Annotated in this window: 19 protein-coding genes and 1 tRNA gene; 4 read left to right on the plus strand and 16 right to left on the minus strand. The window is 46.9% G+C overall.

Annotation, left to right across the window (positions count from 1 at the left end; translation table 11 throughout):
* Position 1: 1 nt before the first annotated feature.
* From BN1938_RS18025 to BN1938_RS18035, 3 genes are all read right to left on the minus strand, one after another.
* On the minus strand, positions 2–304 hold the full coding sequence (locus BN1938_RS18025) for a metal-sensing transcriptional repressor (RefSeq protein WP_050641870.1): 303 nt from the start codon (positions 302–304) through the stop codon (positions 2–4).
* A gap of 521 nt (positions 305–825) precedes the next feature.
* Positions 826–1,989: an NAD(P)-dependent malic enzyme gene (locus tag BN1938_RS18030; protein WP_050641871.1), complete on the minus strand. Its 1,164-nt coding sequence runs from the start codon at positions 1,987–1,989 to the stop codon at positions 826–828.
* Between the two features lie 84 nt (positions 1,990–2,073).
* Positions 2,074–3,516, minus strand: a complete 1,443-nt coding sequence (locus BN1938_RS18035) for an aspartate ammonia-lyase (RefSeq protein WP_050641872.1) — start codon at positions 3,514–3,516, stop codon at positions 2,074–2,076.
* A gap of 280 nt (positions 3,517–3,796) precedes the next feature.
* Here BN1938_RS18035 and BN1938_RS18040 point away from each other — a divergent pair, with 280 nt between their 5' ends.
* Positions 3,797–5,677: a DUF4914 family protein gene (locus BN1938_RS18040; protein ID WP_050641873.1), complete on the plus strand. Its 1,881-nt coding sequence runs from the start codon at positions 3,797–3,799 to the stop codon at positions 5,675–5,677.
* Positions 5,678–5,790: 113 nt separating this feature from the next.
* On the opposite strand, the gene BN1938_RS18045 is transcribed toward BN1938_RS18040, so the two are convergent.
* From BN1938_RS18045 to BN1938_RS18055, 3 genes are all read right to left on the minus strand, one after another.
* Positions 5,791–7,905, minus strand: coding sequence for a glutamine synthetase III family protein (locus BN1938_RS18045; RefSeq protein ID WP_050641874.1), 2,115 nt, complete (start codon positions 7,903–7,905; stop codon positions 5,791–5,793).
* A 214-nt stretch (positions 7,906–8,119) separates the two neighbouring features.
* The gene (gene fba / locus BN1938_RS18050) at positions 8,120–8,986 is read right to left on the minus strand and encodes a class II fructose-1,6-bisphosphate aldolase (protein ID WP_050641875.1); all 867 of its coding nucleotides are present in this window, start codon (positions 8,984–8,986) and stop codon (positions 8,120–8,122) included.
* Between the two features lie 548 nt (positions 8,987–9,534).
* On the minus strand, positions 9,535–11,583 hold the full coding sequence (locus BN1938_RS18055) for an oxidoreductase (protein WP_050641876.1): 2,049 nt from the start codon (positions 11,581–11,583) through the stop codon (positions 9,535–9,537).
* A gap of 371 nt (positions 11,584–11,954) precedes the next feature.
* Here BN1938_RS18055 and BN1938_RS18060 point away from each other — a divergent pair, with 371 nt between their 5' ends.
* A complete protein-coding gene (locus BN1938_RS18060; protein WP_050641877.1) occupies positions 11,955–12,551 on the plus strand; it encodes a TetR/AcrR family transcriptional regulator in 597 nt (198 codons plus the stop codon).
* A 149-nt stretch (positions 12,552–12,700) separates the two neighbouring features.
* Here BN1938_RS18060 and BN1938_RS18065 read toward each other — a convergent pair.
* The 6 genes from BN1938_RS18065 to BN1938_RS18090 all read right to left on the minus strand — a co-directional run bounded on the left by BN1938_RS18065 (position 12,701) and on the right by BN1938_RS18090 (position 20,019).
* Positions 12,701–12,772, minus strand: a tRNA-Glu gene (locus BN1938_RS18065).
* Between the two features lie 471 nt (positions 12,773–13,243).
* Positions 13,244–15,193: a glycoside hydrolase family 127 protein gene (locus tag BN1938_RS18070; protein WP_050641878.1), complete on the minus strand. Its 1,950-nt coding sequence runs from the start codon at positions 15,191–15,193 to the stop codon at positions 13,244–13,246.
* Entirely contained in the window at positions 15,180–16,826 is a 1,647-nt protein-coding gene (locus BN1938_RS18075; RefSeq protein WP_050641879.1) for a DUF5597 domain-containing protein, read from the minus strand. The genes BN1938_RS18070 and BN1938_RS18075 overlap by 14 nt, the downstream gene beginning before the upstream one ends.
* Positions 16,827–16,832: 6 nt before the next feature.
* Positions 16,833–17,669, minus strand: a complete 837-nt coding sequence (locus tag BN1938_RS18080) for a carbohydrate ABC transporter permease (RefSeq protein ID WP_050641880.1) — start codon at positions 17,667–17,669, stop codon at positions 16,833–16,835.
* The gene (locus tag BN1938_RS18085; protein ID WP_070102501.1) at positions 17,666–18,526 is read right to left on the minus strand and encodes a carbohydrate ABC transporter permease; all 861 of its coding nucleotides are present in this window, start codon (positions 18,524–18,526) and stop codon (positions 17,666–17,668) included. The genes BN1938_RS18080 and BN1938_RS18085 overlap by 4 nt, the downstream gene beginning before the upstream one ends.
* Before the next feature lie 194 nt (positions 18,527–18,720).
* Positions 18,721–20,019, minus strand: a complete 1,299-nt coding sequence (locus BN1938_RS18090; RefSeq protein ID WP_050641882.1) for an ABC transporter substrate-binding protein — start codon at positions 20,017–20,019, stop codon at positions 18,721–18,723.
* Between the two features lie 373 nt (positions 20,020–20,392).
* On the opposite strand from BN1938_RS18090, the gene BN1938_RS18095 reads away from it, so the two are divergent.
* Together BN1938_RS18095 and BN1938_RS18100 are read left to right on the plus strand one after the other, a co-directional pair.
* A complete protein-coding gene (locus tag BN1938_RS18095; protein ID WP_050641883.1) occupies positions 20,393–21,280 on the plus strand; it encodes a helix-turn-helix transcriptional regulator in 888 nt (295 codons plus the stop codon).
* Positions 21,281–21,436: 156 nt separating this feature from the next.
* On the plus strand, positions 21,437–23,386 hold the full coding sequence (locus BN1938_RS18100; RefSeq protein ID WP_050641884.1) for a glycoside hydrolase family 43 protein: 1,950 nt from the start codon (positions 21,437–21,439) through the stop codon (positions 23,384–23,386).
* A 13-nt stretch (positions 23,387–23,399) separates the two neighbouring features.
* On the opposite strand, the gene BN1938_RS18105 is transcribed toward BN1938_RS18100, so the two are convergent.
* The 4 genes from BN1938_RS18105 to rapZ all read right to left on the minus strand — a co-directional run bounded on the left by BN1938_RS18105 (position 23,400) and on the right by rapZ (position 26,617).
* A complete protein-coding gene (locus tag BN1938_RS18105) occupies positions 23,400–24,341 on the minus strand; it encodes a diacylglycerol/lipid kinase family protein (protein ID WP_050641885.1) in 942 nt (313 codons plus the stop codon).
* 174 nt (positions 24,342–24,515) lie between these two features.
* The gene (locus tag BN1938_RS18110; RefSeq protein ID WP_050641886.1) at positions 24,516–24,773 is read right to left on the minus strand and encodes an HPr family phosphocarrier protein; all 258 of its coding nucleotides are present in this window, start codon (positions 24,771–24,773) and stop codon (positions 24,516–24,518) included.
* Positions 24,770–25,729 (minus strand): DNA-binding protein WhiA, encoded by a 960-nt coding sequence (gene whiA, locus BN1938_RS18115; RefSeq protein WP_050641887.1) that lies wholly within the window; start codon positions 25,727–25,729, stop codon positions 24,770–24,772. Before whiA ends, BN1938_RS18110 begins: the two co-directional genes overlap by 4 nt.
* Before the next feature lie 9 nt (positions 25,730–25,738).
* Entirely contained in the window at positions 25,739–26,617 is an 879-nt protein-coding gene (rapZ, locus tag BN1938_RS18120) for an RNase adapter RapZ (protein WP_050641888.1), read from the minus strand.
* Between the last annotated feature and the right edge of the window lies 1 nt (position 26,618).

A 26,618-nucleotide genomic window follows, 5' to 3' on the forward strand; every position in this document is an offset into this window, starting at 1 on the left:
CCTATCTCATTAATTTCTGTAAAGTTACAACCAACTCGTCTATCGTCTCTTCCTTTCCTGCCCTGATGTCATCCGCAACGCAGGTTCTGATATGATTCGCAAGAAGTACTTTATTAAAACTGTTCAGAGCGGCATTAACTGCCGACACCTGTATCAGAATGTCTGTACAGTAAGTATCGCTCTCCACCATTCTTTTTATTCCACGGATCTGCCCCTCAATCCTGTTCAGACGGTTTACGAGATCCTTATATTCCTTCTCTGAACGTTCTTTTTTCTTGTGGCAGCATTCCTTGTTCTCTTCCATTTGTATCACCTCTTTCCAAGGTCATTATATACCCCCACCAGGTATATTGCAAGTGGAAATATTAAAAAATATATTCAAAGGGGGGCGCCTTTGGGGAGCCGGACTTCTGCGGGGCAGGAAACTTCTGGGCTCCTTTTCGAAGGCTGGCCGTTTGCCTAGAGTCACTAGATAAAACCACAGCGAATAGGGAGGCACCAACCGGCATTCACCCCGCAATTCTGATGAATTGCGCGGCTCAGGCCGGCTTAAATGCTGCTTCGAAAGCAGCATTTATCCTCCCTATCCGCTGTGGTTTTTATCAAGTGGCTCTATGGCGCTCTCTATGCCTTCCGAAAAGGTGCCCAGAAGTTTCCTGCCCCGCAGAAGTCCGGCTCCCCACAGGCTGTGTGCTTCCAGTAGGATGGATATGCTTTTTTGGAGGAGGTTCTTGCGGTTGAAGCGGATGGGATTGGATACACGGTGGTTGTAATCTTTTGTTTGGTAATAGCTTTTTGGGATTTTGTTCCTTCTTTTGTTTTATTTTAAACAGCTTTTCTTTGAACGCATTTTGCGACTTCCTGGGCTACTTTGGAGGCTACCCGTTTGTCGAATGGTGAGGGGATGATATAGTCTGGGTTCAATTCTTTTTCGTTTACCAGTGATGCTATTCCACGGGCGGCTGCCAGCTTCATGTCGTAGGTGATGTCTCTTGCGCCTGCGTCCAGTGCTCCCCTGAAGAGACCGGGGAAGGCAAGGACGTTGTTGATTTGGTTCGGGTAGTCGGAACGTCCGGTTCCGATTATTTTTACTCCTGCTTCTTTGGCATCTTCGTAAGTGATTTCCGGCGTGGGGTTTGCCATTGCGAATACGATTGGTTCCGGCGCCATCGTGCGCACCATTTCTTTTGTCAAAATGTTTCCCGCGGAAACTCCTATGAAGACATCTGCCCCCCTGACTGCATCCTGGAGGGTTCCGGTGATTTTCTCCGGATTTGTAAGTCTTGCCAGCTCCAGTTTATGCCCAACGGCAAAGGAACATCCTTCCGCCAGTATCCCTTCCAGGTCACAGATCGTCATATGCTTTACCCCTGCATGAAGCAGCATTTTGGCAATTGCGGTGCCTGCGCTGCCCGGACCGTTAAGTACAACTTTTATGCCGTCTATTTTCTTCCCCACTACCTTAAGCGCATTCATCAGAGCAGCCGTCGTTACAATTGCCGTTCCGTGCTGGTCGTCATGGAAAACCGGTATGTCCAGTTCCTTTTCAAGTCTCTGCTCGATCTCGAAACATTTGGGCGAACAAATATCCTCCAGGTTAATACCGCCGAAACCTGGGGCAATGCGTTTCACGGTCTCAATAATTTCTTCCGTATCTTTCGTATCCAGACATATGGGAAATGCATCCACACCTCCAAACGCTTTAAACAGGATGGCTTTTCCTTCCATGACCGGCATCGCTGCTTTCGGGCCGATGTCACCCAGTCCCAGCACTGCCGTACCATCCGTTACAACAGCTACTAAATTGCCTTTTGCGGTATAGTTATATGCTTTTTTCTCATCCCTGTGTATTTCCATACAGGGCCGGGCAACGCCGGGCGTATAGGCGGTACTTAGGTCTTCCCTTGTTTCCAGGGGAACTTTACTGCAAACCTCGATTTTCCCATGGAATTTTTCATGCATATGCAGTGCTTCTTTTTCGTAATCCATAACTGACACCTCTTTCTTCTTCCTTTACCTGTTATTTGTCTATCCTGTTGTACGATTCACCTTTTTGCATCCTTATGCTTCTATTTATTTTTTGAGCAGCAGCTCTTTCCCTGATATCCCGGGCTCTGTCATATTCTTCACATCCAGTATTTCATTCAGCTCCGCCTCATTGAGCAATCCCTCATCCAGGATCAGCTTTCTGACAGGGACTTTACTTTTCAAAGCCTCTTTCGCCAGTGCAGCAGATTTCGCATAGCCGACATGAGGACAGAGAGCCGTCACGATCCCCACGCTGTTATCCACTAATTCTCTGCAGCGTTCCTTGTTTGCTGTAATCCCATTTACACAATTATCCACAAAAGTCTCCACCGCATATGCCAGTGTATCAATTGACTGAAACAGGCAGTAGAACACGATCGGTTCAAAAGCATTTAATTCCAGCTGTCCTGCTTCGGCAGCCATTGTGATTGTCATATCATTTCCAATAATAAGAAAGGCAACCTGGTTCACAACTTCCGGGATGACCGGATTCACCTTCCCCGGCATTATGGAAGAACCATTCTGTTTTGCTGGCAGATTGATCTCCCCAAAACCGCATCTTGGCCCCGAAGACATCAGACGGAAGTCATTTGCAATTTTAGAAAGCGTTACGGCACAGGCCTTAACTGCCCCCGATACAGCCACAAACGGATCCAGATTCTGGGTGGCATCGATCAGATCATATGCCTGCACAAAATCCATTCCGCTGATCTGTGCAAGGTTCGGAACGATCCGCCGCAGGTATGCTTCATCCGCATTAATACCGGTCCCGATCGCCGTCCCGCCTAAATTCAGAGTCCGCATCTCCTCCTGCGCTTTTTCCATACGGTTAAGATCTCTTTGTATTGCCGCGGAATAAGCCCTGAACTCCTGCCCGAGCCTGATCGGAACTGCATCCTGCATCTGCGTCCTGCCCATTTTTACGATAGAGTCAAATTCCTCCGCCTTCACGCGCAGAGCCTTATGTAAACGCTCCAATTCCTTCCTGGCATTCTTGAGCAGCTTCAGAGAAGTCATCTTCCCCGCCGTAGGTATTACATCGTTGGTTGACTGTCCGCAGTTGACATGGTCATTCGGATGCACAATGGAATAGTCCCCCTTCTGCCCACCCAATATCTCAATTGCACGGTTGGCAATCACCTCGTTAGCGTTCATATTAATGGAGGTTCCTGCGCCCCCCTGAATCGGGTCTACTATAAAAGCATTGTGCAGCTTTCCCTCCAGTATTTCATCACAAGCTTTTACAACCGCCTCAGCAATATGTTTATCCAGCAGTCCGGCCTCACAATTAGTGATCGCCGCTGCCTTCTTAATCTGCGCCAGACTGTTGATAATCTCCGGATGCATTGACAGCCCCGTAATCCTGAAGTTTTCTGCAGCCCGCAGAGACTGAACCCCATAGTAGACCCCTTCCGGAATATCCTTCGTTCCAATCGAGTCCTTCTCAGTCCGGCACTCCATTCCATCCACATTTTTTGTCATAACCATAATATAAGACCTCCTAACCATAACTTCCATTTGCTAGCCATATTATAAATCCAGAATTTTCTATAATCAAAGACATATATTTGTATATCAGATATAAGTATTTGATTATATTCGGGGCATCCATCTGTTTTCTCAATATTCTCAAATTTCGTTTTGCAAGTTTTATGTTAAGAACTTGCAAATTTATATTGACAGCATTATGTGGAAGGTGGTAAAGTACTCTGAAATACCCTAATTTCAAATACGCAAAAATATTATATGAAAGTCAGGAGGTAAAATTATGCATTCCTTGATTCAAAAGTTTATTCTTCCCAAAGAACTTGAAAACATTGTCTCCAACAGCCCAAGTGTGATCATTCCAGAAAGCAAAGAAATGCTCTTTGAACTAATCTTTGGAAATGAGCACACCGACGAAATTGAAGTCCTCTATAATGTAGAAGGCAGAATGGTGCTGGAAGCCACGGTCGCCCGCTGCCGCAATGGCGCTGCCGTCAATTTTGCCGAAGATTATATGCGCCGCCGCGATGCGGATTCTATGCGGATTGGGGATGATCTGCCAACTGATAAGCTCCGGTTTCAAGATGCTTATGGTTATGAATTTTCTTCCGTCAAAGAGCAGACTTTTCAGTGGCTTTCAGGTCAGGAGATAATCATCATACCGTTTAAAGCCGGAGGGGTTGAGTATGGCTACAATTCATTGCTGGTCTGTCCCCGCAACGCTGCATTTTTTGCATTTGCCGTTTCACAGCTTCAGGCGTTTGTGAATGCAAGAACGATAGAAGAACCGTACAGGCCGCGGGCAATTGTCTATGTGGCGCCGCCGTTCCGGCATACTCATTTTCACGGCAGACAGGTCTGTGTACACTGCCGTACCAGCGAATTGCATGAAGTATTTTCCTACAATCTTTATCCCGGCCCTTCTGCCAAAAAAGGGATTTACAGTGTACTTCTTGACATTGGTGAGCAGGAAGGCTGGGTAACGGCCCATGCTTCAGCAGCCCGCATTATTACGCCCTATGAGAATGAAATGGTTATGATGCATGAAGGTGCATCCGGAGGCGGTAAGAGCGAACTGCTGCAGGATGTGCACCGTGAGTCTGACGGCCGCGTCCTTCTTGGCGTCAATACACTGACGGGAGATAAACGCTATATCACCATGAGCGATACCTGTACAATCGAGCCGGTTACGGATGACATGGCGAACTGCAATCCCCGCATCCAGACAGGCAGTGGGAAACTGGCGCTTACAGATGGCGAGGATGGCTGGTTTGTCCGGGTAGACGGAATTACAGAATACGGATGCGATCCGCTTTATGAAAAAATTGCTGTTCACTCTAAGGAGCCGCTGGTATTTTTTAATCTTCAGGCTGTTCCGCGTTCGACCTGTCTTCCGTGGGACCATACCATTGAGTCAGATGGAAAACCATGCCCGAACCCCCGGGTCATCATACCGCGCCGCTTGATTCCGAACATCGTCACCAGCCCGGTGGAAGTCAATGTGCGGAGCTTTGGCGTACGGACTCCTCCGACCACCGCAAAACATCCGGATTACGGCATACTCGGACTGATGCAGGTCATTCCGCCGGCAATTGCATGGCTGTGGCGTCTGGTCGCGCCGCGCGGATACAATAATCCAAGTATTAACGGAAGCTCTCCGCTTGCCGCCGAGGGAGTTGGTTCCTACTGGCCATTTGCGACCGGGCAGCGGGTAAAACAGGCGAATTATCTTTTAGAGCAGATCCTAAGCTGCCCGAAAACAAGATATGTATTGATCCCCAACCAGCACATCGGGATTTACAAAGTTGGATTTGCTGCCGAATGGATTTCCCGGGAATACCTGGCCCGCCGCGGAGGCGTTAATATGAAAATGGACCGTCTGACCCCGGCCCGCTGTTCCCTGCTTGGATATTCACTGAAACAGATGAAAGTAGACGGCCAGTCGATTTCTTCCAAATTCCTTCGTCCGGAAAACCAGGAAACCCTTGGAGAAGCAGGCTATGATAAAGGCGCGGGGATTCTTTACGACTTCTTTGAAAAAGAACTTTCTGTTTACGATACAGAGGAACTTCATCCGGTAGGAAAAGAAATTCTGGAATGCTTTAAAAACCGAGGTTCTGCAGAGGATTACTGCAAGATAATCAAATTAGGACTCCAGCCGTAAGATGACAGATTAGATGGCGGATCAGGAAAAAGATCACAAAAAGGAGGCTGTGCACAGCTGATATGAATCAGTCAGTGCAGCAGCCCCCTGTTTACATCCTTTTATAGAATTTCTTACACTTCGAATATCAAATCGCCATAGGATGGCATCGGCCATACATCTTTATCCACGATCATCTCCAGCGCATCTACCGGTTTCCGTAGATTTTCCATAGCCGGAAATACAGCGGAATGATAGAAGTTCGCCTGTACAGCGCCCTCTTCCTTCTCTGCTGCTTCTTCCGTCACTTTAATCAGTGTTTTCAGATTGGTTTTCGTTTCGACAAGAAGCGCTGATACTTCATTAAGCAGTTCACTCTGCACACTGGTATCTGCCCCGGCAGCCTTTACTGCAAGAATTGTATCTGCAAGTGTCTTTGTATAGTTCATGATTGCAGGGATGATCTGCTTGCTCGCCATATCGATCATGGTGCGGGCCTCAATGTTGATGGCCTTGGCATAGCTTTCGTACTGGATTTCCGCACGTGATTCCAGTTCAGCCCTTGTAAAGACATTGAACTTCTCAAACAAGGTTACCGCCTTTTCAGTCGTCATTGCCGGAATTGCTTCGACCATGGATTTGATGTTCGGAAGCCCCCGTCTTTCGGCCTCCGCTACCCATGCTTCTGAGTAGCCGTCACCATTGAATACGATCTTCTGGTTTTCTATCGCATATTCTTTGATCAGATCGTGAACAGCCATATCAAAGTCGTCAGCTTTCTCAAGCACATCGCATGCTTCTGAAAATGCCTCCGCTACGATTGTGTTTAACACAATATTCGGGGCAGCTACAGAGTCGCGTGAACCAACCATGCGGAATTCAAATTTATTTCCGGTAAATGCAAACGGGGAGGTTCTGTTTCGGTCCGTTGCGTCCTTCGCAAGATCCGGCAGAGTCTTCACTCCGGTCTCCAGCTTTCCGCCCTTAAGGCTATGTGTTGCCTCGCCTGTGCTGACCAGCTGCTCCAGTACATCCTCGAGCTGTTCGCCGAGGAAAACAGAAATGATAGCCGGCGGAGCCTCATTTGCACCTAATCTGTGATCATTTCCCGGGTCTGCAGCCGATTCACGCAGCAAATCTGCATGCCTGTTAACCGCCTTCAGAATACAGGTCAGCACCATCAGAAACTGTGTGTTTTCATGCGGGGTCTTTCCCGGTTCGAGCATGTTGATTCCATCGTCCGTAGTCAGGGACCAGTTATCGTGCTTGCCGGAACCATTCACACCTGCAAAGGGCTTTTCATGGAGCAGGCACTTCATGCCATGCTGGCATGCTACCCTCTTCAGAGTCTGCATTACCAGGTGATTGTGATCTACTGCAATATTCGCTTCCGCATAGATGGGAGCCAGCTCATGCTGTGCCGGCGCTACTTCATTATGCTGTGTCTTTGCCGATACACCTACCTTCCAGAGTTCTTCGTTGACATCCTTCATGAAGGATGCAACTCTCTGGCGTATCGTTCCGAAATAGTGGTCATCCAGCTCCTGCCCCTTCGGAGGCATCGCCCCAAACAGCGTACGTCCTGTATAGATCAGGTCCTTCCTCTGTCTGAATTTCTGCGCATCTACCAGAAAATACTCCTGTTCCGGTCCAACAGATGGAGTCACTTTTTTAGATGTCGTATTTCCAAACAGACGGAGCAGTCTGAGAGACTGTTTGCTGACAGCCTCCATAGAACGGAGCAGAGGTGTCTTCTGATCCAGTGCCTCCCCCTTATAAGAGCAGAATGCCGTCGGTATACAAAGTGTCGCTCCCGCAGCGTCCTGTCTCACAAATGCCGGTGAAGTACAGTCCCAGGCCGTATATCCTCTCGCCTCAAATGTAGCGCGCAGCCCTCCCGACGGGAAGGAGGATGCATCCGGTTCTCCTTTGATCAGTTCTTTTCCAGAGAAGCTCATCAGCACTTTGCCGCTCGGCAGAGGCGCTGAAATGAAGGAGTCATGCTTCTCGGCGGTCACACCTGTCAGAGGCTGGAACCAGTGCGTGTAGTGAGTTGCCCCCTTCTCGATCGCCCATTCCTTCATTTCATGTGCAATGACATCGGCTGTTTCAAGATCCAGTTCCTTTCCTTCCTCTATCGTTCTCTTCAGGTTTTTATAGATTTTTTTCGGCAAACGTTCCTGCATCACAGTATCGTTAAAAACATTTTCCCCAAAAATCTCTGCAACATTGACTAGTTCTGCGCTCATAAATCCTTCCTTTCTCTTCGCTTTTCAAATTTGTAGAACCGGGCAGACTTGCGAATCCCCGTTTTCAATTACTTTATTTTATGGGCCGGCATAAGGCTTATGTATACCCATAAAGTAAAAGGGCACTCCAAGTTATCTTGGAACGCCCTTGTTCGTATCTACGTTTGTCAGTATACCTCAATCGTCCAGGAAATTCAAGTAAAAATTAAAATTTTTATTCAGCTTTACCAACTGATCCAAACAATTCCATTTTTTCCTTAACGGTCTCCATAATTGCATCTGTACCTGGTTTCAGTAACTTACGCGGGTCAAAGCCTTTTCCTTCCAGGTCTTTTCCAGCCTCAATATATTTACGTGTAGCAGCCGCGAATGATAACTGGCATTCTGTATTTACATTGATCTTTGCTACGCCCAGATCAATTGCCTTTTTGATCATATCTTCCGGAATTCCTGTACCGCCATGAAGCACCAGAGGCATGTCCCCAGTCAGCTGCTGGATTGCATCCAAAGTCTCAAAGCTCAGCCCTTCCCAGTTGTCCGGGTATTTTCCATGGATATTGCCGATTCCTGCTGCCAGGAAATCAATTCCAAGGTCTGCAACCATCTTGCATTCCTGCGGATCAGCACACTCGCCCTTACCGATCACGCCGTCCTCCTCGCCGCCGATGGAGCCGACTTCTGCTTCCAGAGACATTCCGTGTTCTTTTACGATCTGCACAAGCTCTTTTGTCTTTGCAACGTTCTCCTCGATTGGATAGTGGGAACCGTCAAACATGATAGAAGAAAATCCTGCTTCCACACACTTCAGGCATCCTTCGTAGCTGCCGTGATCCAGATGAAGTGCAACTGGGACAGTGATGTTGAGTTCTTCCATCATCCCATTTACCATACCTACCACTGTCTTATAACCTGTCATATATTTTCCTGCGCCTTCCGATACACCTAAAATTACCGGAGAGCTGCACTCCTGGGCTGCTGTCAAAATTGCTTTTGTCCATTCCAGGTTGTTGATGTTAAACTGTCCGACTGCGTAATGGCCAGCCTTTGCCTTTTGAAGCATTTCTTTTGCTGATACTAACATATAATCCTCCTTCACTACTATGACTTGCCGGGGTAAACCGGTAAGCATGTTTGTTATCAAATCTTTTTACATTATAGCTTATTGATGGGGAAAAGACAATCTAAAAATCATAATTAATGCTGGCAGGGGGGACGCCAGAGGCGGAACGGGACGGGGACAGACGGAAGCATCTATGTGTCTGGTATGCGGACGCTGCGCTAAGCAGCAGTAAGAGGAAACGCACAAAATCTGCCTGCACTGTACACATTCACCGCCTACTCTGATGAGTAGACGGCTCAGGTGTACAGAAAAGTTGCTTCGGTAGCAACTTTTCTCCGGCAGATTTTGTGCGTTCCCTCTAACTGCTGCTAAGCTCGTTTTATGCATACCAGACACATAGATGCTTCCGTCTGTCCCCATCCCATTCCGCCCCTGGCTGGCTCATCCTGTCAGAAGGAATTATGACCGTCTCCGACGGTATCTTAGGCCGGGTGCGGCGGATGGGGGCGGATGGGCGGAGATGTTTCGGCGGTGGTATTTAGGGGAGGGTTATATTTTTTTGGACAGGTTTATATTGTCATTGCGGACTCGTAGGCTGCCCATATTGCGTCCATTACGTTGGTGGGCTGTTTGGCGTCTCCTATTAGGTGGACATTGTCTGCTTTGATTTTTTCATATAGGTTCTGATCCGGGGTATAACCGACGGATACTACTATGTGGTCGGCTGGGATTTCGTGTTTTACTTTCATTCCCTGCGGGCCGAGGGCGAACATGCGCTTTGCGCGGTTGGCAGCGTTCGGATAGTTCTTTTCTGTTTCACATACAACGGCAATCCCTTCTTTGTAGCTCTCGACTACTGCGTTTTTGATTACTTTGACTTTGTAGTAGTCAAGCAGTTCCATTAACATGTTGTAGTTTGCTGCGGCAAGGCCGAAGGCGTTCAGGATGGTGTCGGCCATTTCTACTATGGTTACTTTTTTGCCTTCCCGGCCTAACATGTAGGCTATCTCGCATCCTGTTAGACCGCCTCCTACGATTAGGACGTTGTCGCCTTTTATGTCGGCGCTTCTGAGGGTTTCTATGGCGTATGTGACGTTTTCGGCATCGAATCCCGGTGTGTCCAGTTTCCTTTCGTTGGCTCCTGTTGCTACGAATATCTCGTCGTATCCTGCGGACATTTCTGCTGTTGCTTCTGTATTCATATGTACATTGACCGGAAGGTCGCTCATTTGTTTTTTGTACCATTTCAGGAGATTTTTATCATCGTCTTTGAAGTCGGGGGTTGCTGCGGCTACAAAGACGCCTCCGAGTTCTCCTGTTTTTTCAAACAGATCTACTTCATGGCCGCGCAGTGCGCAGACTCTTGCTGCCTCCATGCCTCCCAGGCCGCCTCCGATTACCATGACTTTTTTCTTTGTCTCTGCCGGTTTTAATGCGTAGCTCTTTTCTCTACCGCAGGCCGGGTTGACCGCACAGCTGATGTCTTTGCCCTGGAAGATTCTTCCCAGGCACCCCTGATGGCAGGATATACATGGACGTACGTCATCCAGGCGCTCTTCATAGAACTTGCGGCCCAGCTCCGGATCTGCCAACAGCGGTCGGCCCATGCCCATGATATCGATCTGGCCCTCAGATATTGCTTTTTCGGCAAGTTCAGGATCATCAAAACGTCCTGCACATACGACTGGTATATTTACTGCTTTTTTAACTGCCGCCACATCCTTTAAGTTGCAGGCTTTTGGCATATACACCGGCGGATGCGGCCAGAACCAGGAATCATAGCTTCCATTATCGCAGTTGAGCATATCGTAACCGTATTCCTCCAGCATTTTTGCAACTGTTACGCCTTCCTCTAAATCCCGACCCATTTCTTCGAATTCTTCTCCCGGAAGCGCTCCGCGGTTGTAATCCTTCACATAGCTGCGCACACTGTAGCGCACGGATACAGGGAAATCTTTTCCACACTTTTCTTTGATGGCCTCCACGATCTCTTTGGGGAATCTTAAACGGTTCTCCAGGCAGCCGCCATACTCGTCCGTACGTTTGTTGTAGAATCCGATTGCAAACTGATCCAGCAGATAGCCTTCATGGACGGCGTGGATTTCAACGCCATCGCAGCCAGCCTGTTTCACCAGATACGCTGCCTGTGCAAAATTTTCAACGTATTTGTGAATCTCCTCTTTGGAGATTCCCCTGTTCTTTATGGTTGGATCCCATACATTTTGAATCGGCGCCGGCGCCGGAAGCATCTTCCAGTCTGTTTCGTTCTCAATATGCCCTGCTCTCCCCGTCATGGCCGTCAGTTGGACAAATACCTTGGAACCATATTCATGGACTCCGTCCGCCAGATATTTCATCGCAGGTACATATTCATCCGGAAAATTAACCGGATTTCTTACCGGAATCGGTATAATCGGCACTAATCCTGTCACGATCAGACCGGTACCGCCTTTGGCACGCTCAATATAATAGTCCGCGCCGTCCTTTGTATATGCTCCGGTCTTCTGATTCATCAGACGTGGTGAAAACACACCCATCGGCATCATGGCAATGCGGTTTGGCACCTCTGTGTTTCCTACTTTAATCGGCGAAAATAAATGTTTGTACTTTGTAGACATAGACAACTCCTTTCAGCTTTTCAACAAGTTCTGTTAAAATTATAACACTTTATTTGGTGCAAATCTATTGACACAGAATACAATTCGCCGAATGTTATTTTGTTAAAATTGACTATAAACGATACTGTTCAGACCGTGCCGTGCACCCCGCTGCACGGCACGGAGCCGATGACGTGATGGTCTCGGGGCATCTGCACCTCGCCATAGGCGACTTTAAATGGGCAGATGCCGTTACTGTGCACGCCGGCAGGGTGTGCACAATAACTTATAATTGTACTACCGCCTTGTCAAAAAGGGAATACTCGTGTTATCCTAAAAAAAGATTTACACAACATAGACACGGCATGTATCATACCGAATTAGGGGGATTTATGAAGCCACAGACTAACCGCCAGAGACAGGCAATTGCAACAAAACATAAGATTTTCTCCTGTGCAGTATCTCTGTTCGCAGAGAAGTCTTATGAAAACGTAACGGTCCAGGATATCTGTGATAAGGCAGAGGTATCCGTAGGCGCCTTTTATCATCATTTTAAAAGCAAGGAGAATATATTGGACGAGGGTTACCGTCTGTTTGACCAGCAGTCCGAAGAAGCCTGGAAGAACGGACACCCCGATTCTCCGCTGGAGGCCATCCATTTTCTTATCTCAGGGCAGGCCCGCTCTATGGAAGATATGGGCGCCATGGCCGCACTCCAGTATTTTAAACATCAGCTGTCCAGCAGAGAAAAATATATCCTGAACAAGGACCGATTCTTTTATCAGACGATCTATCACGCCGTGCTGGAAGAGACCTCCGCCGGCACCCTTCTGGGCGATCCGGCCGCGATCACAGAAGACATCCTGGGAATTACCAGGGGAATGATCTATGACTGGTGTCTCCACGAGGGCGGATACGCCCTGTCAGAACGTACAAACCACGCGCTGGATATGATTCTCAGCTATTACCAAAAACAGGGGACGAACTAAGGGGGAGAGCTGTCATTAACGCAGTATTTTCTCGACATAGAGGGAGGTAAATTGAACATTACCAGACGATTTGCCCCCCTTTTTGAAATTTTAAGAACAAAAAAATACCGGAACCCTCATTCTCAAAGGATTTCCGGTAATTAGTTAAATGACTCCAAGGGGAATCGAACCCCTGATTCCAGCGTGAGAGGCTAGCGTCTTAACCGCTTGACCATGGAGCCATGTTCTATATTGCTTTCACAAGCGAATTTCATTATACTACACCATTTCCAAATATGCAAGCACTTTTTTAAATCTTTTGTCGATTTTTTCAACGATTTTTTTAATATTTAAAAATCCCTAAAAACGATGTCAAATTTCACCCCCTATTATAACCCTCCCCAATCGACGCTCTTAACATCCGATCGGATGCACTCAGCGAAATAAAGGGATAGCCGCCAGCCTCCTAAGGGCGCATATGCCGTTGCGAATTGCTAAAGCAGGCCTAAGAAATTCTAAGAAGCAGCCAGCTGCGAAAGTGGGGAGCATTTATGATTCCGAATCATAAATGCGGATGGCCCAGCGCGAGAAATCATGGGATTTCTCGTGATGTGCCATCCCGTGCCCCACTTTCGCGGCTGGCTGCTTCTTAGAATTTCTTAGGTTTGTGTCCGCAATTCGCAACGGCATATGCGCCCTTAGGAGGCTGGCGGCTATCCCTTTATTTCGCGCCCCCCTCCAGTCATTTCCGGCATCCACACCCTCATATCCCCTTCTTCCCGGTTCCCCCAGGCAAAATAGGGCACAGCAGTGAGCCGGACCTTTTCAGCGAAAGGCTTTGTTTCCGAATATAAGGAGTCCCATCCCTTCATATGTAATCCGTCCGCCTTAAGAAGCACCATTCCATTCAGTATCCCGCTGCTGCACGTGTACGCTTTTACCTCTGCGTCACATGGAATCCGATAGGCATGCAAAGGCCCCTCCTGGTCCACGGTCTCGAAACAGTATACCACAGGCCCTCTAAGGAAGGCCGCACATCCTGTATCTGCACGCACTTCCGGATTGGCGTACACTCTTCTTATTTTCAGGTCAAACTGTATCCGGACTGTATCCCCTTCCATCCATTCACGCCGCAGATACAGGTAACCTTTTTCTATTTTATCTGCCGCATCTGCTCTACTTCCGTTTACAAGCAGGGTAAACTCTTCTATATAATCAGGTATATGGATTGCAAGCGTAAAATTTTTCTTCGCCTTCGGGTATACCGTATAACATACATCCCCCTCCCACGGGTACCTGCTTTCCACATGAATCTCTGCTTTTTTCAGGTCAGCAGCCTGACCCAGATATAAATGTGAATAAATGATATCCTCTTTTTCAGACCATGCATACGTCCCCAATGATGTCATCAGGCGCACAATATTCGGCGGGCAGCAAGCACAGGTATACCATTTCGGACGTCTGGGCAATACATGTTTATAACCTGCCTGCTTTCCCGATACCCCCTGCACAACCTCCAGCGGATTGACATAAAAAAATGCTTTTCCATCCAGCTGCATCCCGCTCAGAATCCCATTATAGAGCTCTCTTTCCATGATATCCGCATATTGTCCATGGGCCTCAATATCCAGCATTCTCTTTGCAAACATGACCATGGCAATGGACGCACAGGTTTCGGCATATGCGGTGTCATTCGGCAGGTCATAATCAAGAGTGAAGGCTTCTCCTTCCGCTGTGGATCCGATCCCTCCGGTAATATACATTCTTTTATTGACGATATTGTCCCAGAGCCTCCTGCATGCATCATACATGGATTCATCTTTCATCTCCATCGCCAGATCTGCCATTGCCATATACATATAGACCGCTCTCACACTATGCCCCACAGCCTTGTCCTGCTCCCTGACCGGAGCATGGCACTGGGAATACTCCCGGTCCTCAGGATCCATTCCAAAATGTATCCATCCCCGTTTCTTTTTTTCCTCCAGAAAATAATCAGGATTCTTCCCCCGTTCCTCAATAAACCATGATGCAAGCCTTAAGTATTTCTCTGCCCCTGTTGCCTTATACAGCTTTATCAGCCCTACCTCGATCTCCTGATGCCCCGGAATTCCCTGCACCCTGCCGGGCCCGAACCGTGCCTCTATATGATCTGCCAGTCGTTCTGCAACTTTGAGCAGACTGGTCTTCCCCGTCTCATTATAATAGGCTGCGGCGGCCTCCATCAGGTGCCCTGCACAATATAACTCATGACACTCCTGCAGATTCTGCCACTTATGTTCCGGCTCCTTCAGTAAAAAATACGTATCCAAGTATCCGTCTTCTTCCTGGGCTGAAGCGATGCACTCTATGACTTCATCTGCACGTTTTTCCAATTCCGGATTGCTTCTTACCGATAAAGCATACGCAACTCCTTCCAGCCATTTGACCACATCGCTGTCTTGAAATACCACCCCATAAAATCCGTCTTCCCCCTGTCCGGCCGCATTCTTAAAGTTCGCTATGGCATGGCTTTTTTCGATACCGGGTATTTCATCCTTTAAAACTTTTTCCTGATAGGGGATGGCTTCCTCAATAATCAGGTTCTGTATTTTTGACCAAAATGCATCCTTTACTTCTATGTCACTCACTTTTGTCTGGTAAATACTTTCAAATGTCCTCATGTCGATTCTCCTCGTTCCAGCCGCATAGGCGCACCCTTACAACCTTTACATCCGGCTCCACCCAGATTCCAAAGTCTGCCTCATCTCCGTTTCTTCTTCTGTGCACCTCAAACTCTCCGTCTTCATTAAATACGCCTTCTTCTATCGATATAAAATCCAGGCTCCGGGTCAGATGAAAATCACTGCCCGCCAGGTAATTAACAGGCGTCTCACCGTCCGCCGGCAGCAGGTTCAGTTGAAATCCGTCCCCTGCAATTAAGAATTCATTCTCATCACTCTGAATGATAATCCCCCGACCGCGGCATCCTCCCCGCTTCTGCCTCTTAAGATAGTCTTTGTGCTGATAATTATGCCAGTTCCAATCAGTCCCCATGCGCCCTACAAGGGAATTGCAGTTTGTAAAATAAGCAATCCCGACGTAATGACCCAGTTCCAGGTATTGGTACTGGGCGTACTCCTCCTGCATAACCGCCGTCATCGGTTTATCGTGGTAGCGGACAAGCCCTGGCGCCAGCGCCCCCAGAATCTGCAGACTTTCCGCAACAGCCTGCTCCTGGGCGCCAATCTCCCCATCATTTAGGATACTTTCAATCCCAAAGGCACAGATTCCGATTGCCCTATAGTCTGCAACCGCAGAAAACATGAACCTTGAATTCCACTCCAAAAGCCCGGACTCCGGGATAAAAAGAGGATTATCATTTCTGCTGTAGCAGTCACAGCAAGCCATATACCCCTGATTTGTCTGCTGATAGTTATCGGGAGAAATAAAATCAAGCGCATCCGCCACATACTTCCATACATCCATTACCAGGCTGACCGCGCCTCCGGAAGGGTAATCCTTCCCCGGAATCTTTAATCTGTGATTGTCCACCCACACGTTCGTGTATACCGTCGTTTGATAGCATGTACGTCCTCTGCGGGCAACTTCGTTTACATACCCTGCAACCGCATATGCGGTGAATATCTCCTCCGCATGCCTGCCGAAAGCTTCGCTCCAGCTTTGGGTCTTTCTGCCATTCGCTTCCCAGCATCCCGCAACCTGTGAATCCGGAAATGCGACCAGCATTCCCAGCATTTTCTCCGGCAATGGACAAGTAAACGCCTCTGTTGCCCGGCTCCCATAATCTCTTGCGGGGCCGTTCATAATGCCGGGTTCATTCTCTGCCTGAACAGCAAGGATGGTATCACCCTCAGGATCCAGGATGGCAAGACGCTCCATTAACTTTTGAAAAGCCTTCCCGTCCGCCTCCATCGTTTCCCGGCAGTGCGGCGATAAAACAGGGATCTTCGCCCCATTTTCTGCTACTACCCTGTGAAAACGGCGGCCGTCCAGTTTTACCCAGGACGGTGCATACTTGCAGGTACCGTTTTTCCATGTACCAAACCAAAGCACGATCAGATAGAGGCCGTTTTCTCTCACTTTATGGTATATCTGTTCCACATCACCAAAATAAAACTGTCCTTCCTTCGGCTCAATATTCTCCCAATAGACCGGTATCTCTACCGTGTTGCCGCCAACCGCCCTGACTGCTGCGCACGCTTCATCGACCGACGCGCCGTAAGAACTGGAGTTATGGGCCTGGCCTCCTACTACGAACACCTTTTTCCCTTTACTTTCCATAAATCTTTTCATACTTCATCATCCTTTCACTGCCCCGTTTGTGATCCCGCTGATTAACAGTTTCTGTGCAAACAAAAAGAAAATAATAACCGGTATCATGGACAGGCAGGCTGATGCAAACCCAAGATTCAGATTAATGGTAAACTGTCCGAAAAAGTGATACTGCTGAATGGGCAGTGTCCGCATGGCCTCTTTCTGCAATACGATAAATGACATATTGAATTCATTCCACATCCAGAGCACATGCAGAATCCCCACAGTGGAGGTAATCGGCTTCAACAGCGGAAATACAATTTTCCAAAAAGTCTGCCAGATATTGCACCCGTCAATCCGCGCAGCGTCCTCCAGCGCCACCGGTATAGATTTGATGAATCCCATGACCAGATACGATGCGTATGGAAGGCTTGTGCCGATCATCAAAATGATGATTCCCCGGTAAGTGTTGAGAAGCCCCATATTCTTAAACATCTTATAAACCGGTATCATAATCACCTGAAAAGGTATCATGATACCAATAAACAAGGCGCTTCCAAACATTCTGTACAGCCGGCTTTCCTGATTACGGCATATACTGTAAGCCATCATTGCGCTAAATAACACAATTCCCAAGGTAGATACTACCGTTATAAAGATACTGTTTCCAAAAGACTGCAGGAAATTGCTTTTCTCCATAGCCTCCGCAAAGTTGCTCAAATCAAGCCCCTTTGGCAGGCTCCACGTAGATACCGCCGTTTCCGCCGGGGTCTTAAAGGCTGTTACAATACAGATATAGAAGGGGACCAGGAAGATAACCGCCAGCAAAAAAAGCAGTATATTAATCCACATTCCTTTTTTAGAAAATCTTTTTGTTCTCATGCCTCTACCTCCCTGCTCCTGAGTACTTTGGACAGGATTCCCCCGCAGACAATCAGAATCAGTACAAATACAATTGCCACAGCCTGCCCATATCCTGCCTGATAGTATGAATACAGGTTTTTATAGATATGTATGGACACCATCTCACTTGCTTTCCCCGGTCCCCCTCCTGTTGCCGCCATTGTGGTCGCAAATTCTTTGAGACCTCCGATCAGGGTCATTGTCACGCATACTGTAATAGACGGCATCAGCATCGGAACCGTCACACTTTTAAAACTTTGCAGGGCATTCGCTCCATCCACTCTGGCCGCCTCATATAGTTCACGGGAAATATTAGACAGCCCTGCGAGATAGATCACCACATTAATTCCCAAGCCATTCCACAATGCAATTAATACAATACCCGGTATTACAGTCTTATAGTTTCCGAGAAGGCTCATCCCGCCGAACAGAGGGGCCAGCGATTCCCGAAATAAAAAGCTCCAGATAAATGCAGCCAGTACCGTACTCAGGCATGTCGGAAAGAAGAACGCAGTCCTAAGCGCGCCTCTGCCTTTAAATGCACGGTTCAGCCCCAAAGCCACCGCCAGAGACAGCACATTATTCGATACAGTAATTAAAATAGCAAAATAAAAACTATGGCCTACTGAATTCCAGAAATCCGGCGACCTCAGCAGCAGCAGGTAGTTTTTAACACCCACATATTTCATAACCTGGCCGATTCCGTCCCAACTGGTAAAAGACACCTGGATTCCGGAAATAAACGGAATAACGATGGAAAAAATAAACAGGGCGAAACCGGGCAGAAGCAGCGCCGTATACCAGAATTTTTCTTTCGCTTTCTTTCGCTTTTGCATATCATGCCTCCATATGTCAGAATGTGCTTCCTTGTTCTTGCTTCCCGCAGCACGGAATCTGCAGCTCATGTTTACGTCGCCGCAGGGTCCGCGTGCAGGTATAGTAACAGATCAGGCAAGCCCGAACTATTGTAACAGTTCAGACAGGCCTGAACTGTTACCAGTTATAAGCATTACGTGTAAAATCTGCTTGTCTACTGTCTTGATTGTATCTCGTCAAACTTCTTATCCAATGCAGCGGCTGCATCCTCGGGTGTTTTAATTTCCCCAAGCAGATATTTCGTCAGAATCTCCACATTTGCATCGTAATATTCGCCCGTAAACTCATTCTGCATGGATGATACATCGAAGAGTTTTCCTTCATTCATATATGCACTGATTTCACCAAGCGCAGGATCGGCCGCGTCCGGGAGATCTTTGATAACGGATAGCCTCTTGGCGTCGTTCTGCCAGATATTTCCTGACTCCTTACCTGTCATTACCTTTAAGAAGTCCATGACCTCCTGTTTTACCTCTGAGCCTGAATATACGACAAATCCGTCGCCGCTCCATGTCGTCAGCCTGGTATCTTCCGGTTTTTCTGTAGCCGGCACAGGGAAACACTTAATTTCTACATCAGGATTCTTTTCCTGTATGGCACTGATTGACCAGCTGCCGTTAATAACCATTGCCGCTTCTCCTGTAGCTACCATTTCTGTGGCCTTATTCCAGTCTGTGCCAAATTGCTCTTTATTTCCATAATTATGCCGTTCTTTGAACTTTTCCAGGGTCTCCAGAAATGTCTTATCGTCCGCGAATTTGGCATCCCGTGCTTCCAAGTCTTTCATCCAGTCAGGATTCTCCCCCAGAACCTGCTGTAGCATGTCCGCACGGTAATCATTTGTGATTGTCCATGCCTCCTGCGCTCCAAATGCAATCGGAACAACTCCGCTGCCCTCCAGCTTCTTTAACACATCAATAAACTCTGTATATGTCTCCGGAAGCTCTGTAATTCCTGCTTTTTCAAAGACTTCTGCATTATAATAGGCGGCCGACGCATTTGCTTCGAATGGCATAAAGTAGTTCACTCCATCCACTTTTGAGCTTTCCTTTGCACTCTCAATCAGATTGTCCCAGAATTCTGCGCCGCTCAAATCCTCCACATAGCCATTCTCTTTAAACTGTTTCAGGTCTGACGCTGTCAGGTCGAACAGATCCGGGGCATCATCACTTGCAATTTTTGCTTTTAATAAAGTCTGGTATTCATCATAGGAAACCGCCTGTATGTCAAACTCGACACCTGTTTCCTCCGTATATTGCCGGGTGATCTCCTCGATCCATTTTCTGGTGGAATCCTCACTGTAGTGATGAAGCCATTTAATTGTCTTTTTATCTGCTTTCGCTGAGCTGCCGCCAGAAGCATCCTCTGACTTTCCGCCGGAGCATCCCGTTGCAAGTATGGCTGCTGCCATTCCTATGGCAAATAATCTTTTGAATTTCTTGTTCTTATTCATTTTTCCTCTCCTAACTGTTATTTCACTGACTGCCGCACTCATTTCCCTGCGGCATATTATTTTGGGTCCATAAAGATGTTTCAGAAACCGGCGCCGGATTTCTTTTTCATAATTGAATTATATTTCCATAGTTCCCTTTAGTAAACTACATAAACCTTCGAATAAGTGTCAATTTCTTATATATTGTCAACTGATTATTGTATAAGTTTTTGATCATTGATAAAATTCTAATATGGCATATATGCGTAAGACTTTTTGTTTTCTGCCAAAAACTTATACAATAACACGATTTTATGACTGTGTTTTGCCATTGTACGTTTATATAACATAAAAATATGGGTATATTTCTCAGGATGGAGGTAATATAAGAAAAATGCAATTTCTGGAATTTAAAATAGACACCCCCTTATCCTATGATATGGCGGGTAAATTCGAGGCACCGTCTCAAAACTGGATGCATACGGATGAGTATCCCTTGAAAAATTATGAGCTTATCATTCCAACAAAGGATACTTTATATCTGAATTTCGCCAAAAAGAACCACACGATCCCTACCGGTTCTTATATCCTTCTCCCGCCCTGGCAGGCGCCTATGAACCGCAGGATTGGGTTCAGGCCCTCTGCCTGCTCCTTCTACTGGGTTCATTTTGAGGCGGGACATGAGATCATACAGAAAGACATCCCGGCATTGGAGGTAGGAAGCTATAAGAATGCTTTGGCCAAAAACACGCTCTCCATCCCAAACGAAGGAGAGCTTGCGAATGTAGATAAAATCGTCATTCTCATGAAGCAGCTGCAGGATGCCGTTAAGGAACAGTATCCCCCGGGAATCCTGAATTATTTTACTACAACCATACTTTGTGAGCTTCATTTTCAAATGAATCCACTGCTCATTAACAGTGTATCCCAGAAAAAAAGCCAAAAGCAGATATATTACGATATTATTGACTTCGTAAAGCAGAATATCAACCGCCCGCTAAAGGTATCCGATATTGCCGCACATTTTAATTATAACGAGTCTTACCTTTCCCACTTTTTCACCTCGGTTGCTGATATCCCCCTAAAGCAGCTGATCCTGAACCTTAAAATCGATACTGCTAATATCCTGCTTGTGGATACGAATATGACAATCAATGAGATTGCCGCCGAGCTGTCCTTTTCCAGTGCACAGCATTTTGTGAAAGTGTACAAGAGAAAAACCGGACTGACGCCAACTGCATATAGAAATGCTTTTTCACAAAGGCTGTTGTACCACAAGTAAACCATGGTAACAGTTCAGGCAGGCCTGAAGTGTTGCAAACCGTGCGCAGCTGCCCCAAGCCCATCATATGATCGGCACCGGTACAGCGCAGTAGAGTGCACGGTCTGCACAATAACCGGAGAACTTTTTATAAATACAAACTTTAAAGGAGATTCTATGAATAAAAATTATCATCTGCCCAGGTTAAACCGCCAGTCCTTTTATACAAATCCGGCAGCTTACACTGAACCGGGCACAATACCGACCAATCCGGACCCCTATGTTATCAAGTTTAACGGAATCTATTATTGCTATTCTACCGACGAAAACGGAGTCAACGTCAGCAGTTCAGAAAACCTGACGGTCTGGAAGTTTCTCGGCAGGGTTGCAAAGGAGGAGGACAAGCATGATTACTGGGCCCCTTGTGTCATATATGATAACGGTACCTTTTATCTCTATTGCTCTAACACGGGGATTAGCACAAAAGACAATCATCAGGAATATCTCCAGCTGTATACTGCTGCCAGCCCGGAAGGTCCGTTTACTTATGTCAAAACTTTTTTCCAGAAGTTTTCCATTGACGCGCACGTTGTCAGGGACTATGACGGAACCGTCTATTTGTTCTATTCTGTAAATGATTATATGGGAACAGATGAATACCGCCCGGGAACTTCAATTCTCGTGGATCGTCTGATTCATTTCACAGAATTGGCCGGAGAAGAAAAGCCGGTTGTAACCCCCTCTATAAAAGAGGAAATGTTTGAAGAAAACCGTTTCGGGGATGAAAGAGACTGGTATACCGTAGAAGGCGCTTTTTTTCTGCGCAGACATAACCGGGCATATTTGCTTTATGCCGCAAATGCCTACGTACGGGAAAATTATTACCTTGGCTATAGTTTTGCAGAGGGAAATTCGCCCATTCCCGATATTTGCTGGCAGAAATATCCCTCTGACCATACATATTCCCCTCTGGTCTGCAGAAATAAAATGGTGGAGGGCACGGGCCATTGCTCCGTGATACAAGCGCCCAACCTGACCGATGACTGGATCATTTACCATGGAAGGAATCAGGACCGCCCGCTAACGGCACAGACAGAAGAAAGGGTAATGCGCCTGGACCCACTGTATTACAGTGGCTGCCGCCTGCTGACAAATGCGCCTTCTTATGAGGCGCAGGACTGCCCCGAGCCGCCTGCCTATTCGTGTTTTGGAGAATTGGACAGACCGGACTTTCAAAGCACAGAACAAAATGGGATTGTCAGAAAGATCCTGAACCGCAGTTTTGAAAATTATGTGATGGAATGGGATATCGTCAGCCAGCCCACCCACATGGGCGCAAGATATGGTATCTTATTATCTTATTTGGATCACGCAAATTATATCGAATTGCTTTTTGACAGCGGCAGACGCAGCGTTACTGTAATAGAAGAAACTAATCATTTTAAAAAGACAATTTCCAGTTACAGGCTTTCCGCCGTCTACAATCATGAAGTATCCCATCATATACGGGTACTCCGAAATTATAGTCACTTTATGATTTATCTGGACGGAATCTTGATCCTGGAACCAATGATTGATACAGCCTACGGAAAAGTCGGCTTTGTCACCCGGTATACATCCGCTTCCCCTGCATTTTTTGCGGTCACGGAACACACCGGGCTTTATGGCCGGGATTTGTTTTGGCTTTCAAAAATCTTTCGCAGCAGTGAACCACTTTTATTTGACACCGCGGTACACTGCATGACAAAGGCCCCGGCAGTATTGGAAGAGATAAAACCTGCCCGCAGCTATAAAAAATCCATCGAATGTAATCTGCTTAGCAGCGCTTCTTTTCTTCGGGCCGATCTATATGAACAGGAGCAAAAGGTACTTTCCATATTGGTGAAAGGCGGGATTTATCTGATTGTCGGCTATGAAGGCGGACACGGGACCGTGGTGGCGCAATGCCCTTATGCCGAAAAAAACTTTACGCTCTATTTCACGCAGAAAGGGAACAAAACCGCCTTATATCTGGAGCATAATTACTATGCGTTTCAACGTCCCGCAGACAGATCCCAGACGCTTCGTCTGACTGCTTATGAGATTGAGATTGTGGGATATGAAACATCAAGCCTGGCAGGCATATAGCCCGCCAGGCTCCCTATGACTCCCTGCTGCCCTCAATTCTTCCCTTTACGGAAAGATGTTCAATACTTCTCTCCGCCACCATAATCCGAAGCCCCTGCTTCTTGTTTTTAATCACTACATCATCATGTTCCCCGCCGAACTCTCCGTCCAATGTCCATGGAATCTCTTCCACGGATTCAAAACGAATATGGCCTGTGCGGAAGGAATACATATGCTTGGAATCAATCTGCTTAATTACAAGGGAAGCAATAATTTCGTTGAGCTCTATGGGGTTCTTTGGGGTCTTAATCAGCGTTACCTCAAATTCACCGTCATCGAACACTACATCTTTGCCGATAATGCCCTTAAACCCCCCCACAGACCTGGAGTTAGTCACCATGCCAAATACGAACTCATCCTCCAGCACTTCATCGTTATATGTCACCTTAATATGGTAAGAAGGGATATTAAAAATACGCTTCGTGCCCTCCAGCACATAGGCCAGATGCCCCAGCACATTCTTCATACTCTGCTTTGTCTCGTAGGATACATCTGTAAACAAGCCAAACGCGGCAATATAGACAAAGATATCGTCATTAAAAACACCCACATCGCATGGAAACGGAACCCCGTTAGCTGCAGTATCCGCCGCCTCCAGCATATCCTTTGAGATATGCAGGCTGTTGGCAAAATCATTCGTAGTCCCTGCCGGGATATAGCCGACCGGCACCTGCTTATCCCTTTTGGACATTCCCGTCACCACCTCATCCAGCGTGCCGTCACCACCGCTGCAGACAACCAGATCGTAATCGCCCTCATAACTTATGGTCTTAGACAGTGCATCGTGATAGCGCTGCGTCGGATATACCGTCACCTCGTATCCTCCCTTTACAAAAATGTCCAGTACGTCGGAAAGTTTCGGTTTTAACAGCCCCGTTCCGGCGTTTGGATTGTAAATAAACAGCATTTTTTTCATAATCCAGATCTCCTCCATCCTATCCAAACAACAGATCAGCCATAACGCTGACCACAATTATTACTCCATATCCATTCATTATAAAAGAGGCTGCACAAAAGTACAACCTCTTTCCATATAGTTCTTTCTTCTTAATTCTTTATCTCCCGTTATTCTATTTTAAAATGCATCTGACTATTTTTTCTTAGTAAAAAAGGTTTTAATTCCTTCTGCAGCCTTCTGCTCATCTTCGCCTTCTGTTACTACCGTAAGCTTCTCGCCCTCTGAAAGGTTCAGGCTCATCATCCCCATAATGCTTTTTGCATTGATCTTCTTCCCATCTACCCGAATATAAATTGAACTTGAGTACTGGCTTGCCTCCTGTACTAACAATGCGATTGGTCTTCCGTCAAGTCCCTTGTCCTGTTTCACAACAACCGGTGTTTCAATCATAATAATCCTCCTTGTTTTTGCCTAACCTTCTCTGCCATCTCGCTCAGTTTTCTAAGTCTGTGATTGACCCCAGACTTTCCAACGGGCGGTGATAAGAGTTCCCCTAACTCTTTGAGTGTCGCATCGGGATGTGAAAGGCGGGCAAGCGCTACTTCCTCCAGTCCCTCCGACATTTTTTCAAAACCTATTGTATCTCTCAGATATGTAATATCCTCCACCTGTTTGACTGCGGCTGATACTGTTTTGTTGATATTGGCAGTTTCACAATTTACCTTGCGGTTTACGGTATTGCGCATCTCTTTTAGAATCCGGACATTTTCCAGTTCCATGAGGGAAATATGCGCTTCCATAATATTCAGGATATCCACTATCTGCGAGCCTTCCTTTAGATACACAACATAGGACTTCTTCCGCTGGACAATCTTGGCATCCATGGAGAATCCACATATCAGCTCCCGAATCTGACGTGCCATCTTCTCGGAGGCACAGACAATCTCAAAGTGATACGACTTGTTTGGATCACTCATCGAGCCTGCGGCGAGAAAAGCACCTCTGATAAAAGAGCGTCTGCAGCATGTCTGCTGTACAACGAGAGGATTCACAATGTGGACCTCTTCGAATTCTGACTGAAATTCTTCGATCAGTTTTGCTGCCTGAAGGATACGAAGCGCGTCTTCATGCCGTTTTACCACCACAGCATAAGAGACACTTTCCTTCGCAATGTTCCTGCGGATAGAGATATCAGCTTCTATATTAAATGTTTTTGTGATCAATGTAAAGCATTTTCTTGCAACAGCCAAATTTTCCGAATGAATTTTTACGCTGTAATGCCCATAACTATTGATTACGATAGAGCCGCACATACTGATCAGGGCTGCAAGTTCAGCAATCTGGCAGTGCCTTGCGGTGTTCCATTGCTTCGAAAGTTCTTCTTTCACATTTCCAGAAAATGACATAGCTCTCTCCTATTTCGCCTTCGTTATAGCATCTTTCCCAATATCCCGGTGTTCGATACGCACTCCATAACTTTCCTTCGGCTCCAGAAACTGGTACAGGGCGTTTGCAAGCGTAACGGACCGATGCTTGCCGCCAGTACATCCTATGGCAATCACCAGCTGATTTTTTCCCTCCAGTATATAGTTGGGTATTAAAAATTCCATCATTTCAGTTAATTTCCCCAGAAATTCCCTGGCTTTGTCATTGTCCATTACATATTCGCGCACTTCCTGGTCATTGCCTGTCTTCGGCCTCAAATCCATAATATAATATGGATTGGGAAGAAAACGGACATCAAACACCAGGTCGGCATCCTGCGGGATCCCATATTTAAATCCAAACGACATCACCGTGATATAAAGGTTCTTAAAATCCTTCCCTTCCACAAAAATTTTTTCAAGCTCCAGCCGCAGCTCTCGTGTAAGCATCTTGCTTGTATCAAGTATATACGTGGACTGCATTTTTAAGAACGCAATTTTTTCTCTTTCTTTTGCAATGCCAATATCAATGTGCCCTGCTCCGCCCAAAGGATGCTGCCGCCTGGTCTCCTTGTAACGCTTAACCAGAACATCATCCCCGGCATCCAGAAACAGAATCTCGTAGCCCAGCCCGAGCTCATCAATCTGCTTTAGCTTCTCTTCCAGTCCTTTAAAGGCCTGGCCGCCCCGGATATCAATCCCCAGGGCCGCCTTGTCTATCTCGGTATCCGGCGCCGCCAGCATCTCCGCAAACTTCTGAATCAGAGGAATGGGCAGATTATCCACACAGAAATACCCCATATCCTCCAGCATCTTCAGCGCAGTGGATTTGCCGGCGCCCGACATACCAGTTACAATCACAAATCTCATT

The sequence above is a fragment of the Eubacterium sp. SB2 genome, assembly GCF_001244405.1.
In the GTDB taxonomy this organism is placed as follows: domain Bacteria; phylum Bacillota; class Clostridia; order Lachnospirales; family Lachnospiraceae; genus Faecalicatena; species Faecalicatena contortus_B.

Coding starts and splice junctions, on each gene's coding strand:
- BN1938_RS18080 (WP_050641880.1), bottom strand. CDS start 17,669: ATGAGAACAAAAAGATTTTCTAAAAAAGGAATGTGGATTAATATACTG.
- BN1938_RS18100 (WP_050641884.1), top strand. CDS start 21,437: ATGAATAAAAATTATCATCTGCCCAGGTTAAACCGCCAGTCCTTTTAT.
- BN1938_RS18055 (WP_050641876.1), bottom strand. CDS start 11,583: ATGTCTACAAAGTACAAACATTTATTTTCGCCGATTAAAGTAGGAAAC.
- BN1938_RS18025 (WP_050641870.1), bottom strand. CDS start 304: ATGGAAGAGAACAAGGAATGCTGCCACAAGAAAAAAGAACGTTCAGAG.
- BN1938_RS18090 (WP_050641882.1), bottom strand. CDS start 20,019: ATGAATAAGAACAAGAAATTCAAAAGATTATTTGCCATAGGAATGGCA.
- BN1938_RS18045 (WP_050641874.1), bottom strand. CDS start 7,905: ATGAGCGCAGAACTAGTCAATGTTGCAGAGATTTTTGGGGAAAATGTT.
- whiA (WP_050641887.1), bottom strand. CDS start 25,729: ATGTCATTTTCTGGAAATGTGAAAGAAGAACTTTCGAAGCAATGGAAC.
- BN1938_RS18030 (WP_050641871.1), bottom strand. CDS start 1,989: ATGGATTACGAAAAAGAAGCACTGCATATGCATGAAAAATTCCATGGG.
- BN1938_RS18070 (WP_050641878.1), bottom strand. CDS start 15,193: ATGAGGACATTTGAAAGTATTTACCAGACAAAAGTGAGTGACATAGAA.
- BN1938_RS18095 (WP_050641883.1), top strand. CDS start 20,393: ATGCAATTTCTGGAATTTAAAATAGACACCCCCTTATCCTATGATATG.
- BN1938_RS18110 (WP_050641886.1), bottom strand. CDS start 24,773: ATGATTGAAACACCGGTTGTTGTGAAACAGGACAAGGGACTTGACGGA.
- BN1938_RS18040 (WP_050641873.1), top strand. CDS start 3,797: ATGCATTCCTTGATTCAAAAGTTTATTCTTCCCAAAGAACTTGAAAAC.
- BN1938_RS18035 (WP_050641872.1), bottom strand. CDS start 3,516: ATGGTTATGACAAAAAATGTGGATGGAATGGAGTGCCGGACTGAGAAG.
- fba (WP_050641875.1), bottom strand. CDS start 8,986: ATGTTAGTATCAGCAAAAGAAATGCTTCAAAAGGCAAAGGCTGGCCAT.
- BN1938_RS18085 (WP_070102501.1), bottom strand. CDS start 18,526: ATGCAAAAGCGAAAGAAAGCGAAAGAAAAATTCTGGTATACGGCGCTG.
- rapZ (WP_050641888.1), bottom strand. CDS start 26,617: ATGAGATTTGTGATTGTAACTGGTATGTCGGGCGCCGGCAAATCCACT.
- BN1938_RS18105 (WP_050641885.1), bottom strand. CDS start 24,341: ATGAAAAAAATGCTGTTTATTTACAATCCAAACGCCGGAACGGGGCTG.
- BN1938_RS18060 (WP_050641877.1), top strand. CDS start 11,955: ATGAAGCCACAGACTAACCGCCAGAGACAGGCAATTGCAACAAAACAT.
- BN1938_RS18075 (WP_050641879.1), bottom strand. CDS start 16,826: ATGAAAAGATTTATGGAAAGTAAAGGGAAAAAGGTGTTCGTAGTAGGA.